The sequence below is a fragment of the Streptomyces sp. NPDC057474 genome (assembly GCF_042802555.1).
Classification (GTDB): domain Bacteria; phylum Actinomycetota; class Actinomycetes; order Streptomycetales; family Streptomycetaceae; genus Streptomyces.
Map to the genome: position 1 here is coordinate 1 of NZ_JBHVDX010000252.1, position 13,854 is coordinate 13,854.

Sequence of the window (13,854 nt, forward strand, 5' to 3'; positions counted from 1 at the left end):
GGTGCACACCTGTGCGCACCGCCCACCGGGCATGTTCGACCGGTTCCCGCCCCGGGTTACTTGATCCAGGCATCGACCTTGTCGCGGTTGGCGTCGACCCACTTCTTGGCCGCCGCCTCGGGCGTCATCTTGTCCACGGCGATGTACTTGGCCACGGTGTTCTGGTCGTCGTTCGTCCAGGTGAAGTTCTTGACCAGGTCATAGGCGGGGCTGCCCGACTCGGCGAACTTCGTGCTGACGATCTTGTCGAGGTTGTAGACGGGGTAGTCGCAGGCGACCTTCTCCGTGTCGGCGTCGCAGCCCGTCTTGTACTCCGGCAGCTTGACCTTGGCCAGGGGCACCTCGGACATGAACCACTGCGGCTCGTAGAAGTAGCCGATCACCCATTCCTTGTCCTTCTCCGCCTTGCGGAAGGCCTGGATGAGCGCGGTCTCGCTGCCCGCGTACACCACCTTGAAGTCCAGCTTCAGGTTCTTGACCAAGGCCTCGTCGTTGGTGACGAACGACGGGTCGCCGTCGAGGAGCTGGCCCTTGCCGCCCGACTCGGAGGTCTTGAACTTGTCGGCGTACTTGTCGAGGTTGTTCCAGTCGGTGATGTCCGGGTATTCCTTCGCCAGCCACGGCGGCACGTACCAGCCGATCAGGCCTTTGTTGCCGGTCGCGCCGGCCTCGACGGCCGTCTTCTGGTCGGTGATGTACTTCTTCTTCAGGTCGTCGTGGCCCCAGTTCTCGATGACGGCGTCGACCTCGCCCGTCCCGAAGCCCTGCCAGGCGATCTCCTCCTTGAGGTCCTTCTTGGTGACCTTGCAGCCGAGGTCGTTCTCCGCGACGTACGCGACGACCGCCGCGTTCGCCTCGTAACCCACCCACGGGTTGACGGCGAGGTTGAAGGTGCCGCACTTGCCGGAGTCGCCCGAGCTCTCCGAGCCCGAGGAACTGTCACCGACCTTCGCACCGCCGCAGGCGGTGAGGGCGAGGCCGAGAACGGCCAGTCCGGCCACTCCGGCTCTCCACTGTCGTATCCGTGTTGCCATGGTCAGTGCTCCTTATGCGCTTACGCGCCGCGCCGCGGCCTGCGTGATCCGGTCGAACATGACTCCGAGAAGGACGATGGCGAGGCCCGCCGCGAGTCCCTTCCCGTACAACTGCCCCTGCGAGAATCCGGCCACGACGTCGTAGCCGAGGGCACCCGCTCCCACCAGGCCGCCCACCACAACCATCGACAGTACATAGATCAGGCCCTGGTTGGTGGCGAGCGTCAGGGCACTGCGCGACATGGGCAGTTGAACCTTGGTGATGATCTGCCAGGTGTTGCACCCGGCGGAGGTGGCCGCCTCTACGGTGGCCGCGGGCACGGCCCGCACCCCGTCCGCGATGATCTTGATGGCGACCGGAGCGGCGTAGACGATCGCGGCGACGATGGCCGTGAAGCGGGTCGCGCCGAACAGGGCGAGGAACGGCACGAGATAGACGAACGGCGGCATGACCTGCGCCGCGTCCAGCGTGGGCCGCAGCACCCGGTCCACGAGCGCGCTGCGTCCCATCCACACGCCGACGGCCATGCCGAGCACCATCACCAGCACCGTCGCGACGAGGGTCGACGCCAGCGTGGTCATGCTGTCCGACCACAGGCCCGTGCCGAGCAGCAGGCCCACGCACACGGCCGCGGTGACGCCGGCGCGCCAGCCTCCGAGCACCGTGCCGAGCGCGATGAGCACCGCGGCGACGAGCCACCACGGCGAGTCGGTGAGCAGCGACTGGAACGGGTTGAGCAGACCGTTGGTGATGGCGTCGCGGAAAGCGTTGGTCAGGCCGGAGAGGCTGTCCTGCACCCAGGTGGTCGTGGTGTCCGCCGCGCTCGCGATGGAGCTGCCGACGCCGCCCTCGCCGGGGAACTCGGCGGCCCACACGTAGGTGTGCGACATGTAGACGAGGACCACCGTGACCACGCCGCCGGCGGCCAGCAGCGGCCGCCGCCAGGTGACGAACCGGCCGTCCGAGCGCCGGGCCGTCTCCTGGCGTGCGCTGGCGGCGGTGGTGACCCGGTCGAGGACGATCGCCATGACGACGATGGCGAGGCCCGCGTTGAAGGCCGTGCCCACGTCGAGCGACTGCAGGGCCTGCAGGACGGTGTGGCCGAGGCCGGGCGCGTCGATCAGGGCGGCGATGGTCACCATGGCCAGGGCGGCCATGATCGACTGGTTGACGCCCATCACCACGGTCCGCTTGGACATCGGCAGCAGGACCTTCAGCAGCGCCTGCCACCGTGTCGCACCGAGCGAGTCGGCCGCCTCGACGGTGGTCTCCGGCACGGACCTGATGGCGTGCGCGGTGATACGGATCGCGGGCGGCGCCGCGTAGATCACGGTGGCGATCGTGGCGGAGGCTCCGCCGATGAGGAAGAACAGGGTCAGCGGGGCCAGGTAGACGAAGGTCGGCATCGTCTGCATGAAGTCCAGGAACGGCGTCACGAACCGGTTGAACCGCTCGGACAGTCCCGCCCAGACGCCCAGCGGGATCGCGAACAGCAGCGCCACGAACACCGCGGAGACGGTGAGCGCCAGGGTGTCCATGCTCTCCTGCCACAGGCCCTGCAACCCGAAGAAGGTGAAGCCGGCCACGGACAGGAGAGCGACCCGCCAGTTGCCCACGGCCCAGGAGACATAGCCCGCGATGCCGACGACGCCGAGCCAGCCGATCTGCGGGACGGGACGCTCGACGGAGGGCTGTGAGATCAGTTCCTGGACGAAGGTCACCAGGGTGTCGATGACCAGACGGATCTCGTTGAAGAAGTACAGGAAGAGCGGGTTGGAGTTGCGGTTGGCGCCGACGGAGTCGTTGAGGTCGTTGATCCAGCGGTGCAGGTCGGTGAGGTCGGCGGCGGCCAGGGTGAGGGTCTGCTTGCCGCGCAGCACGGCGAAGAGCACCAGCCAGGCGATCAGGATCGCGGCCACCACCGTGCCGCGCCCGACCCTGCGCGCGCGGGCGGCGGGTGAGGCGGACGGGGGCGCGGAGTCCACCTTCTGGGGTTGCTCCGGCTTCTGCGGTTGTTCCGGTTTCTCCACGGCGACGGTCATCACATGCCGCCTTCCTGCCCGGCGACCACCGCGAGGATCTCCTCGTCGCCGACGATGCCGAGCAGTTCGCCGTTCTCGACGACCTTGACCGGCTTGTCGGCCGCCAGTACCGCCCGGGTGGCCTCCCGCACCACGACGTCCGGGCCCAGCTCGGGGCCGTCCAGGGCGTCGCCGTCCTTCGGGGGGCGCATGATCCACCGCAGGGTGAGCACATCGCCGCGCGGGACGTCCTTGACGAACTCACGTACGTAGTCGTCGGCGGGGGCCCCGACCAGTTCGTCGCCGGTGCCGCACTGGACCATCTTGCCGTCGCGCATGATGAGGATGCGGTCGCCCAGCTTGAGGGCCTCGGAGAGGTCGTGGGTGATGAACACCATCGTCTTGCCGACCTCGTGGTGCAGCCGGATGACCTCGTTCTGCATGTCGCGGCGGATCAGCGGGTCGAGGGCGGAGAAGGGTTCGTCGAAGAAGAGCACGTCCGGGTCGCCGGCCAGCGCCCGGGCCAGGCCGACGCGCTGCTGCATACCGCCGGAGAGCTGGTCGGGGTAGGAGTTCTCGTAACCGGAGAGACCGACCAGTTCGACGACCTCCAGGGCCCGCCTGGTGCGCTCCGCCTTGCTCATGCCGCGGATCTCCAGGCCGAAGGCCACGTTGTCGACGACACGGCGGTGGGGCAGCAGTCCGAAATGCTGGAAGACCATGGAGAACTTGCGGCGGCGCAGGTCGCGCAGGCGTTTGGCGTCCGCCTCGCGGATGTCCTCGCCCTCGAAGACGATCTCCCCGGCGGTGGGTTCGATCAGCCGGGTCAGACATCGCACCAGCGTGGACTTGCCGGAGCCGGACAGACCCATGACGACGAAGACCTCACCCTTGCGCACGTCGAAGTTCACGTCGCGCACGGCGGCGGTGCATCCCGTACGGTCCATCAGCTCACGGCGGGTGAGGCCGCACAGCTCCTCGGACTCCGGAACCCGGTCGGCCTTCGGCCCGAACACCTTCCACAGCCGGCGCACGGATATGACCGGAGTACCGTCCGAGTCCTCGGGGGTGCTGCGCCGCTGCGGCGCCTCGGTCTGTGTTGGGGTCACGATCGACCTCTTCTCGGCATTCAGCCGCGGAACCAGTGTTGCGGCCGGGGTTGGATGTTCTGCCAGATGTGTTTGGGCTCTCGGTACTCGTTCAGGCCGGTCGGTCCCAGCTCCCGGCCCACGCCCGAATGCCCGAAGCCACCCCATTCCGCTTGCGGCACATAGGGGTGGTAGTCGTTGATCCACACCGTGCCGTGGCGCAGCCGCCGGGCGACCCGCTGGGCCTTGCCCGCGTCCTGCGTCCAGACGGCTCCGGCGAGTCCGTACTCGGTGTCGTTGGCGATGCGTACGGCGTCGTCCTCGTCGGTGAAGCGCTCCACGGTGAGCACGGGCCCGAAGGACTCCTCGTGCACCACGCGCATGTCCTGTCGGCACTCGTCGAGCACGGTCGGCGGGTAGTAGTAGCCGTCCCCGAGGGCCGGGTCGTCGGGCCGTTCGCCGCCGCAGCGCAGCACGGCGCCCTCGGCGAGCCCTGCCGCCACGTACGCCTCGACCTTCTCCCGGTGCTGGGCGGAGATCAGCGCCCCGGTCTCGGCCTCGGGGTCGAAGGGGCCGCCGAGCCGGATCTGCCGGGCGCGGCGAACGACCTCGTCGACGAAGCGGTCGTGGAGCGAGTCCTCGACGATGAGCCGCGCGCCGGCCGAGCAGACCTGGCCCGAGTGCAGGAAGACGGCCGTGAGAGCGAAGTCCACGGCCGTCTCGAAGTCCGCGTCGGCGAAGATCACGTTGGGGTTCTTGCCACCGAGTTCCAGCGCCACCTTCTTCACGGTCGCCGCGGCGGTGGCCATGATCCGCTTGCCGGTCTCCAGTCCCCCGGTGAAGGAGACCATGTCGACGCGCGGGTCCTCGGAGAGCGGGGCGCCCACCTCGGGCCCGGTGCCCAGGACGAGGTTGGCCGCGCCGGCCGGGAGTCCGGCCTCCGCCAGCGCCTTCATCAGCAGGATCGAGGTGGAGGGGGTGAGCTCACTGGGCTTGAGGACGATGGTGTTGCCGGCGAGGAGGGCCGGGGCGACCTTCCAACTGGCCTGCAGCAGCGGGTAGTTCCAGGGAGTGATGAGCCCGCAGACGCCGATGGGCTCGTAGATCACCCGGCTGACGGCGTCGTCGCGTCCGGTGTCGATCACCCGGCCGGCGTCGGTGCCGCCGAGACCACCGTAGTACCGGAAGCAGGAGACGACGTCGGCGATGTCGTACTCGCTCTCCACCAGCCGTTTGCCGCTGTCCAGAGATTCGGCGCGGGCGAACTCCTTGGCATCGCGCTCGATGAGGTCGGCGGTGCGCAGCAGCAGCGCCCCGCGCTCCCGCTCGGGGGTGTGCGGCCAGGGCCCCGCGTCGAAGGCGCCGCGGGCCGCGGCGATCGCCGCCTCGGTGTCGGGACGTGTCCCTTCCGATACGGTCACGGTGAGCGTGCCGTCAGCGGGACAGCGGATCTCCCGGCGCCCTCCGGCCACCGGATCCCGCCATTCCCCAGCCATATACAGGTCTGCCACGCGCCAAGCCCTTCAGCTGTAATGCGTTGCGCATCGTGCATTCAATTGCTTGTGGTGGAACACCTTTGCGAATGCCATAGACCTACGTCAAGAGGTTGACTGATGACGATTTCACCATGAGAGCACTTGCCCGACCGCTCTTGACCGCGAGCGACACCGAGCCGACCATGTTGCGTATCGCTCACCATGTTGTGCAATACGCACCGACGGAGGCTGCCGTGTCTGTTAGGTTCCCCCGACCGCAACCTGGCCGTGAGTTCGTCCTCACCCTCTCCTGTCCCGACAGTGCCGGACTGGTCCACGCAGTGAGCGGCTTTCTGGTCAGGAACTCGGGCAACATCCTGGAGAGCCAGCAGTTCGATGATCGACTCCAGGGCCGATTCTTCATGAGGGTCCACTTCGACGTCTCCGATCCGGACGCGAACATGAAAACTCTGCGTTACCGGTTCGGTCCCGTGGCCGAGGCGTACCGCATCTCCTGGGCCCTGAGCGAGGCGTCGACCCCGACCCGGACGCTCATCATGGTGTCCAAGTTCGGGCACTGCCTGAACGACCTGCTCTTCCGCAAGCGCACCGGTGCCCTCAACATCGAGATCCCCGCGATCGTCTCCAACCACCGGGACTTCGAGGGGCTGGCGGACACCTACGGCGTCCCCTTCCACCACATCCCGGTCACCAGGGACACCAAGGCCCAGGCCGAGGCGCGCCTGCTGGAGCTGGTCCGCGACCTGGACATCGACCTGGTGGTGCTGGCCCGCTACATGCAGGTCCTCTCCGACGGCCTGTGCAAGCAGCTCGAGGGCCACGCCATCAACATCCACCACTCCTTCCTCCCCAGCTTCAAGGGCGCGAAGCCGTACGACCAGGCCTACGACCGCGGGGTGAAGCTCGTCGGCGCGACCGCGCACTATGTGACACCGGACCTGGACGAGGGACAGATCATCGAGCAGGACGTGGTCAGGGTGGATCACTCGCTCGACCCAGGAGACCTGGTCACCGTCGGCCGGGACGTCGAGGCACAGGTCCTCGCCCACGCGGTGAAGTGGCACAGCGAGAGCCGCGTCATGGTGGACGGCAACCGCACGGTGGTCTTCCGCTGAGGGACACGTGATCGCGGGGCGGAGACCGGAACCCGGTCCCCGCCCCGCGTTGTATACGTCCTGCGGCCCGGCGGACCAGGGGTGGCGGGGGGCGAAAGCCAGGGCTCAGCCCCCGATCCGCTCCAGCAGCGCGCGGCGCCACGCCTCCGTCTCGGCGATCTGGCTGAACGTGAACAGGTGCAGCCCGGCCACCGTTCCTATGGACTGAGCGGGAGTGAGCCCGTTCAGCCGCGCGCCCCGAACGGTCTTGGGCGGCTCCCCCACTGCCTTAAGGGCGTGGGAGGTACCCCCAGGTCCCCGGCCGTAGTCGGCCGGCAAGGTCGAGGGTCGGTTCCAGGCCCTTGACCGGCGACGCCGTCACGGTGACCACGACGTCGCGTGGAACATGGGCGAGAACCTTGTCCTCGGTCGCCTTCGCGGCAGCACCTCGTAGCGGACGCCGCGCAGCAGCGCCCGGAGCCGCGCGGCGGCCAACGTCTACCCTGCCTGCTTCTGCTGCGCGTCGCGGTGGCGGTAGTACGCGGCCTTGGACGGCGCGAGCGGCTCCTTGCCGAGGATCAGGTCGGCGGCCTTCTCCGCGATCATCATCACCGGTGCGTAGATGTTGCCGTTGGTGACGTACGGCATCACCGACGCGTCCACCACGCGCAGGCCCTCGACGCCGTGCACCCGCATGCTGTCCGGGTCGACGACGGCCATCTCGTCGGCGGAGGGGCCCATCTTGCAGGTGCAGGACGGGTGCAGGGCGGTCTCGCCCTCCTTCGCGACCCAGGCGAGGATCTCCTCGTCCGACTCCACCTTCGGGCCGGGCGAGACCTCCCCGTCGTTGTAGGGGGCGAGCGCGGCCTGGCTGAGGAGCTTGCGGGCCACGCGGATCGCCTCGACCCACTCGCGGCGGTCCTGCTCGGTGGAGAGGTAGTTGAACCGCAGCGCGGGGTGTTCGCGCGGGTCCTTGCTCTTGATCTTCACCGAGCCGATGGCGTCGGAGTACATGGGACCCACGTGCACCTGGTAGCCGTGGCCTCCGGACGGCGAGGAGCCGTCGTAGCGGACGGCGATCGGCAGGAAGTGGAACATCAGGTTGGGGTACTCGACGTCCTCGTTGCTGCGGGCGAACCCGCCGGCCTCGAAGTGGTTGGTGGCGGCCGGGCCCTTACGGAAGAGCCACTGCAGTCCGATGAAGGGTGCGCGCCACTTCGCCATGTACGGCTGCATGGAGACGGGCTGCTTGCAGGCGTACTGGACGTAGACCTCCAGGTGGTCCTGCATGTTCTCGCCGACGCCCGGGAGGTCGTGGACGACGTCGATGCCGAGGGCGCTCAGCTCCTCGGCGTTGCCGACGCCGGAGAGCTGCAGCAGCTGCGGGGAGTTGATCGCGCCGCCGCAGAGAATGACTTCCTTGGCGCGGACCTGCTGGAGGGCGCCGCGCCCTCGCCGGTACTCGACACCGACGGCCCGCTTGCCCTCGAAGAGGACTCGGGTGACGAGGGCGCGGGTTTTGACGGTGAGGTTGGGACGCTTCGTGGCGGGCTTGAGGTACGCCTTCGAGGCCGAGAGCCGACGTCCGCGGTGGACGTTGCGGTCGAACTTGGCGAAACCTTCCTGTCTGTAGCCGTTGACGTCGTCCGTGGGTGCGTAGCCCGCTTCCTGGGTGGCCTTGAGGAAGGCACCGAAGAGCGGGTTGGTGGCGGGACCGCGTTCGAGGACGAGGGGGCCGTCGTGGCCGCGGAATTCGTCGTCCGGGTCGGCCGCGAGACAGTTCTCCATGCGCCGGAAGTACGGCAGACAGTGCGCGTAGTCCCAGTTCTCCATCCCGGCGTCGGCCGCCCAGCGTTCGTAGTCCATGGGGTTGCCGCGCTGGAAGATCATGCCGTTGATGCTGCTGGAGCCGCCCAGCACCTTGCCGCGGGCGTGGTAGACGCGTCGGCCGCCCATGTGGGGTTCGGGCTCGGACTCGTACTTCCAGTCGTAGAACCGGCTGCCGATCGGATAGGTCAGCGCCGCGGGCATGTTGATGAAGACATCCCACGGGTAGTCGGACCGGCCGGCCTCCAGCACCAGCACCCGGTTCGCCGGGTCCGCGGAGAGTCTGTTCGCCAATGCACAGCCGGCTGATCCGCCGCCGACGATGACGAAGTCGTATTGCAAGGGAGCCATGGTGCCTCGTCTCGCTCGCGCCGTAGATACGCGAGCATGCTAGTCGAGTAGCGCTATACGCACTAGGTTGCGAACAACGCAACTTGCAGGGTCATTGTTTCGCCGCCGTTACTTGCAATGGTGTTGTTTACTACGCGTATAGTTTCACTGTGAGCAACTACAGCAACGACACGGAAACCTCGAACTCGCAGGCCGGCGGAGTGCAGTCCGTGGACCGCGCCATCAGCGTTTTGGAGATCCTGGCCCACCGGGGCGAGGCAGGCGTCAGCGAAGTGGCCGCAGAAATCGATGTTCACAAGTCCACCGCCTTCCGCCTTCTCGGCGCCCTCGAGACGCGCGGGCTGGTGGAACAGGCGGGCGAGCGGGGCAAGTACCGTCTCGGCTTCGGCATCGTACGCCTGGCCGGTGCGGTGACGGGACGCATCGACATCACCCAGCAGGGCCGCCCGGTCTGCGAGAGCCTGGCCGAGGAGCTCGGCGAGACCGTCAACATCGCGGTACTGCAGGAGCACTACGCGGTCAACCTCTACCAGGTGCGCGGTCCCGGAGCGGTCACCGCGCACAACTGGGTCGGCCAGCTGACGCCGCTGCACGCGACGTCGAGCGGCAAGGTCCTGCTGGCCTACCTGCCCGCCAAGCAGCGCGCCGCGCTGCTTGCCGAGGCCGGCCTCAAGAAGGTCACACCGCACACCATCACCTCGAAGACGAAGCTCGAGAAGCACCTCGTCGAGGTACGGGAGGCCGGTTACGCCTGGACCCAGGAGGAACTGGAGATCGGCCTGCACGCCATGGCCGCGCCGGTACTCGACCGGGAGGGCGAGGTCATCGCGGCCCTCACCGCCTCCGGACCCTCGTACCGGTTCACCGAGGAGCGGATGCGCGAGCTGGCCCCGGTGCTGATCAAGGGCGCCGAGGAGATCAGCCACCGCATGGGTTACCTGGGCTGACCGGGCCGGCTACTGCGCGCCGCCGCCCAGACGCTCGTTCACCCAGTCGTGGAAGGCGCCGATGTGGTGCTCACTGGGCACCAGTACACCGCCCTTGGCATACAGCCGTGAGTGCATTCCGGGCTGTGTGCGCTCGCACGCCTCGAAGTCCTGCCGGTTGACCCGGTCGAAGAGTTCCACGGACCGACTGACGTCCTTGCCGCTGTCGACGACATGCGGGAGGTAGAGCCAGTCGCACTCGACGACCGTGCGGTCCACGGCCACCGGGTACATCCGATGGAAGATCACGTGGTCGGGGACGAGGTTGATGAAGACCTGCGGCCGCACGGTGATCGCGTAGTACCGACGGTCCTGCTCCTCGGAGACTCCGGGGATGCGGTCGAGGCCCTCGGAGCCGTCGATGGTGAAGCCCTGGACCTCCGCACCGAACTCGGCGCCGTGCCCGACGTAGTACTGGGCGGCGTAGCCGTCGGCGAACTCGGGGAGCACCTCGGTGAGTTCGGGGTGGATGGTGGCGCAGTGGTAGCACTCCATGAAGTTCTCGATGATGAGCTTCCAGTTCGCCTTGACGTCGTAGACGATCCGCTTGCCGACCGAGAGGTTCTCGACGCCGTAGTGCTCGATCGACTCGACGTCGCCGAGGCGGCCGACGACATCGGCGATGACGTCCTCCTCGAAAGAGGGCGGGTTCTCCGCCAGACAGACCCAGATGTAGCCGAGCCATTCGCGGACGGCCACGCTGACCAGGCCGTACTCGGTGCGGCCGATGTCGGGCATCTTGGTGAGGTTGGGCGCCGCGACGAGCTTGCCGTCCAGGCCGTAGGTCCAGGCGTGGTACGGGCATTGGAAGGCCCGCTTGACCTCGCCGCTCTCCTCCGTGCAGAGCTTGGCTCCACGGTGCCGGCAGACGTTGAAGTGGGCGCGGATCGAGTTGTCCCGGGCGCGGGTGACGAGGATGCTCTCGCGGCCCACGTCGACGGTGCGGAAGGCGCCGGGCTTCGCCAGGTCCGACGAGCGTGCGACGCAGAACCACATCGTCTCGAAGATGCGCTCCTGTTCCAGGGCGAAGATCGCGGGATCGGTGTAGGAGGAGCCGGGGAGGGTGGCGATCAGGCTGTCCGGCAGGCTGGTCGAGGTCACGCTGCACTCCTCGGGGGAACGTGGTGGATCGGGCAGTCACGCGCCAGGAAGAGCGACTCCGGACGGTGTTGTGTGTGGTGCAACGCTGCGCACCATGTGAAACCGCAGCATGCGAGGGAGCCTGCGCGGTGTCAAGATGCCGCGGCGGCGAGCTGCTTGCGCCAACGGGTGAACAGCCGTGGCTGGTTCATCCCGAGGACGGCGACCGGATGGCCGGCGCGCCGGTAGACCGCCAGGACGTTGCGGTCGTCGGGTGCGCCTTCCTCGACCGTCACGCTGTCGGCACCGGCCGCGTGGCCGGCGAACTGGATCTTCACGCCGTACTGGTCCGACCAGAAGTACGGCGGCCGGGGCACACCCGGCTCCACCGCCCCCCCGGCCAGCAGCGTGGCGACGGCCGCCGCCGGGCGTTCCTGTGCGCCGGTCCAGTGTTCGACGCGGCGATGGAGGCCCGCGCGGGGGTCGTACCAGGAGGCACAGTCACCGACCGCGACCACGCCGGCCAGGCTGGTGCGGCCGTCCGCGCCGCACTTCACGCCGTTGTCGAGCGTGACGCCGGATCCTTCCAGCCACTCGACGCACGGGAGTGCGCCCACCCCTACTACGACGATGTCGGCGGGGATGCTGCGGCCGTCCTCGAGCAGGACGGCCTCGACCTTGCGCTCCCCGCTCAGCCCCTTGACGCCGACGCCGCACAACAGCCGTACGCCGTGGTCCAGATGGAGGGCGGAGACGATGCTCCCCATGGCCTGGCCGAGCGGGGCGGCGAGCGGCGTCGGTGCCGCTTCGACGACCGTCACGTCCAGCCCGAGGGCATAGGCGGTGGAGGCGACCTCGGCTCCGACGAACCCGCCGCCGATCACGACCAGCCGTCCGCCCCGGGCCAGTTCGTCCCGCAGCGCGCGGGCGTCGTCCAGGGTGCGCAGGACGTGGACTCCGGTCAGGCCGTCGGAACCGGGCAGCCGGCGTGCGGCCGCGCCGGTCGCGATGACGAAGCCGTCGGCCTGGATCTCCCTGCCGTCCGTGAGCCGGACCGCACGCCGTGTGCGGTCGAGGCCGGTGGCGCGGGTTCCGAGCAGCCACTCCGCCCGCAGGTCCTCGCCGTCCGTCTCGAGGGCGAGGTCGGCCTCGCCGATGTCGCCGGCCAGGAACTCCTTGGACAGCGGGGGCCTGTCGTACGGACGGTGGGGCTCGTCACCGATGATGACCAGCCGTCCGTCGTAGCCCTGTTTCCGCAACGAGCGCGCCGCCGACAGACCGGCGAGCGAGGCGCCCACGACGGCCACGGTCCTCACGCGGGACCTCCGGCGAGCCGGGCCGCGACGCAGGGCGGCAGGTTGGGGGCGTCCGTGGACACCTGGACGTAGACCATGCCGTCCTCGATGAGGACCTCATGGGTCCGGACCGGGAGCTTGGCCGGCGGAGAGTCGACGGCACCGGTCCTCAGGTCGAACTTCGAAGCATGCAGCGGGCATTCCACCTCGCAGCCCTCCAGCCAGCCGTCGGCGAGCGAGGCGTCCTGGTGGGTGCAGGTGTCGTCGATGGCGAACACCTCGCCGTCGTCGGTATGGAACACCGAGACCGGCGGGTCGACGTCGAGCCGGATGGCCTCGCCTCGCGGGAGATCTGCGAGACGGCACGCGGGAATCATCATGACACCTCGGGTGCGTATAGCGAAACGGATTGCGGTAAGCGCAACAACAGTCTGAGGGTCGCCCAGAATCCTTGTCAAGGCGTCAAAGGGCCCGCTTCGGACAGGTGCGCCGGCCGTCGTCAGGGCAGCTCGAAACGCCCGTACCACCTGCGGGAACAGGTGGTACGGGCGCCGCGCGGAGGTCGTCGCGGGGGTGGTCAGAAGCCTCGGTCGATCCACTCCCGGAGGTGCGGGGCCTCCGCACCGACGGTGGTCGTCTCACCATGTCCGGTGTGCACGACGGTGTCGCCGGGCAGCGTCAGCAGCCGGTCGCGGATCGAGTCGACGATGGTCGGGAAGTCGCTGTACGACCTTCCCGTCGCCCCTGGCCCGCCCGCGAACAAGGTGTCGCCGCTGAAGAGTGCCGTCAGGTCCGGCGCGTACAGACAGACCGCCCCGGGAGCATGGCCGGGAGTGTGCAGCACGGTCAGGTCGACACCCGCCACGGTGAGGACCTGGCCGTCGGCGAGTTCGCCGTCAGGTGTCCGGTCGGGGTGGGTCTGCTTCCACAGCGGCAGGTCGTCGGCGTGGAGCAGGATCGGGGCCCCCGTGCGCGCCGCCAGTTCGGGGGCGGCGTCGATGTGGTCGTTGTGGGCGTGTGTGCACACGATGGCCCGCAGGGTGCGCCCGCCGAGGGCCCCGGCGATCGCCTCGGCGTCATGCGCGGCGTCGATGACGACGGCCTCGTCGTCGTCGCCGACGATCCACACGTTGTTGTCGACGTCCCAGGTGCCACCGTCCAGGGAGAACGTCCCCGAGGTGACGAGATGCTCGATACGGGCGGCCATCAGAGCACCACCACCGAGCGCAGTACGTCACCACGGTGCATCCGCTCGAAGGCCTTCTCCACGTCGTCCAGCGCGATGGTCTCCGTGACGAAGGCGTCCAGGTCCAGGCGGCCCTGGAGGTACAGGTCGATGAGCATCGGGAAGTCCCGGGAGGGCAGGCAGTCGCCGTACCAGGACGACTTCAGCGCGCCACCGCGGCCGAAGACGTCCAGCAGGGGCAGCTCCAGCTTCATCTCCGGGGTCGGCACGCCGACGAGGACGACCGTACCGGCGAGATCACGGGCGTAGAAGGCCTGCTTGTACGTCTCCGGGCGGCCCACCGCCTCGATGACGACGTCGGCGCCGAAGCCGCCGGTCAGCTCGCGGATCGCCTC

Annotated in this window: 13 protein-coding genes and 1 pseudogene; 2 read left to right on the top strand and 12 right to left on the bottom strand. The window is 68.6% G+C overall.

All coding sequences use genetic code 11. From position 1 onward, the window contains the following. Positions 1-56 precede the first annotated feature (56 nt). From ACFU53_RS41075 to ACFU53_RS41090, 4 genes are read right to left on the bottom strand one after another with little or no spacing between them, the layout of a single operon-like run. A complete protein-coding gene (locus tag ACFU53_RS41075; RefSeq protein WP_384004676.1) occupies positions 57-1,034 on the bottom strand; it encodes an ABC transporter substrate-binding protein in 978 nt (325 codons plus the stop codon). A gap of 12 nt (positions 1,035-1,046) precedes the next feature. Beyond that, positions 1,047-3,077, bottom strand: coding sequence for an ABC transporter permease (locus tag ACFU53_RS41080; RefSeq protein ID WP_384004678.1), 2,031 nt, complete (start codon positions 3,075-3,077; stop codon positions 1,047-1,049). After that, positions 3,077-4,165 (bottom strand): glycine betaine/L-proline ABC transporter ATP-binding protein, encoded by a 1,089-nt coding sequence (locus ACFU53_RS41085; protein ID WP_384004680.1) that lies wholly within the window; start codon positions 4,163-4,165, stop codon positions 3,077-3,079. Before ACFU53_RS41085 ends, ACFU53_RS41080 begins: the two co-directional genes overlap by 1 nt. Positions 4,166-4,185: 20 nt before the next feature. Next, the gene (locus ACFU53_RS41090; protein ID WP_384004682.1) at positions 4,186-5,655 is read right to left on the bottom strand and encodes an aldehyde dehydrogenase family protein; all 1,470 of its coding nucleotides are present in this window, start codon (positions 5,653-5,655) and stop codon (positions 4,186-4,188) included. 218 nt (positions 5,656-5,873) lie between these two features. Here ACFU53_RS41090 and purU point away from each other — a divergent pair, with 218 nt between their 5' ends. After that, complete coding sequence (gene purU / locus ACFU53_RS41095; RefSeq protein ID WP_384004683.1) at positions 5,874-6,755, top strand: formyltetrahydrofolate deformylase; 882 nt, start codon at positions 5,874-5,876, stop codon at positions 6,753-6,755. Between the two features lie 105 nt (positions 6,756-6,860). Here purU and ACFU53_RS41100 read toward each other — a convergent pair whose 3' ends face one another. The 3 genes and pseudogenes from ACFU53_RS41100 to betA form a co-directional block, all read right to left on the bottom strand. Continuing rightward, complete coding sequence (locus ACFU53_RS41100; RefSeq protein WP_384004685.1) at positions 6,861-7,019, bottom strand: hypothetical protein; 159 nt, start codon at positions 7,017-7,019, stop codon at positions 6,861-6,863. 13 nt (positions 7,020-7,032) lie between these two features. Continuing rightward, a pseudogene (locus tag ACFU53_RS41105) lies at positions 7,033-7,229 on the bottom strand (5,10-methylenetetrahydrofolate reductase); the annotation flags it as partial. A 3-nt stretch (positions 7,230-7,232) separates the two neighbouring features. Next, entirely contained in the window at positions 7,233-8,912 is a 1,680-nt protein-coding gene (betA, locus tag ACFU53_RS41110) for a choline dehydrogenase (RefSeq protein ID WP_384004687.1), read from the bottom strand. A gap of 200 nt (positions 8,913-9,112) precedes the next feature. Between betA and ACFU53_RS41115 the strand changes: the two genes are divergently transcribed. Beyond that, positions 9,113-9,859: an IclR family transcriptional regulator gene (locus ACFU53_RS41115; RefSeq protein WP_384004699.1), complete on the top strand. Its 747-nt coding sequence runs from the start codon at positions 9,113-9,115 to the stop codon at positions 9,857-9,859. 9 nt (positions 9,860-9,868) lie between these two features. Here the strand turns inward: ACFU53_RS41115 and ACFU53_RS41120 are convergent, their stop codons facing one another. The 5 genes from ACFU53_RS41120 to ACFU53_RS41140 form a co-directional block, all read right to left on the bottom strand. Then, positions 9,869-10,999: an aromatic ring-hydroxylating dioxygenase subunit alpha gene (locus tag ACFU53_RS41120; protein WP_384004689.1), complete on the bottom strand. Its 1,131-nt coding sequence runs from the start codon at positions 10,997-10,999 to the stop codon at positions 9,869-9,871. A 131-nt stretch (positions 11,000-11,130) separates the two neighbouring features. Continuing rightward, entirely contained in the window at positions 11,131-12,294 is a 1,164-nt protein-coding gene (locus ACFU53_RS41125) for an NAD(P)/FAD-dependent oxidoreductase (RefSeq protein ID WP_384004691.1), read from the bottom strand. After that, positions 12,291-12,653: a bifunctional 3-phenylpropionate/cinnamic acid dioxygenase ferredoxin subunit gene (locus ACFU53_RS41130; RefSeq protein WP_384004693.1), complete on the bottom strand. Its 363-nt coding sequence runs from the start codon at positions 12,651-12,653 to the stop codon at positions 12,291-12,293. The genes ACFU53_RS41125 and ACFU53_RS41130 overlap by 4 nt, the downstream gene beginning before the upstream one ends. Before the next feature lie 197 nt (positions 12,654-12,850). Beyond that, the gene (locus ACFU53_RS41135; protein WP_384004695.1) at positions 12,851-13,480 is read right to left on the bottom strand and encodes an MBL fold metallo-hydrolase; all 630 of its coding nucleotides are present in this window, start codon (positions 13,478-13,480) and stop codon (positions 12,851-12,853) included. Then, positions 13,480-13,854, bottom strand: a 375-nt coding sequence (locus tag ACFU53_RS41140; protein ID WP_384004697.1) for a zinc-binding dehydrogenase, incomplete at its 5' end; no start/stop codon positions are given. The genes ACFU53_RS41135 and ACFU53_RS41140, both read right to left, overlap by 1 nt.

Bases quoted from the DNA above. Each gene is read 5' to 3' on its own strand.
- ACFU53_RS41075 (WP_384004676.1), bottom strand. From the start codon at position 1,034: ATGGCAACACGGATACGACAGTGGAGAGCCGGAGTGGCCGGACTGGCC.
- ACFU53_RS41080 (WP_384004678.1), bottom strand. From the start codon at position 3,077: ATGACCGTCGCCGTGGAGAAACCGGAACAACCGCAGAAGCCGGAGCAA.
- betA (WP_384004687.1), bottom strand. From the start codon at position 8,912: ATGGCTCCCTTGCAATACGACTTCGTCATCGTCGGCGGCGGATCAGCC.
- ACFU53_RS41130 (WP_384004693.1), bottom strand. From the start codon at position 12,653: ATGATGATTCCCGCGTGCCGTCTCGCAGATCTCCCGCGAGGCGAGGCC.
- ACFU53_RS41135 (WP_384004695.1), bottom strand. From the start codon at position 13,480: ATGGCCGCCCGTATCGAGCATCTCGTCACCTCGGGGACGTTCTCCCTG.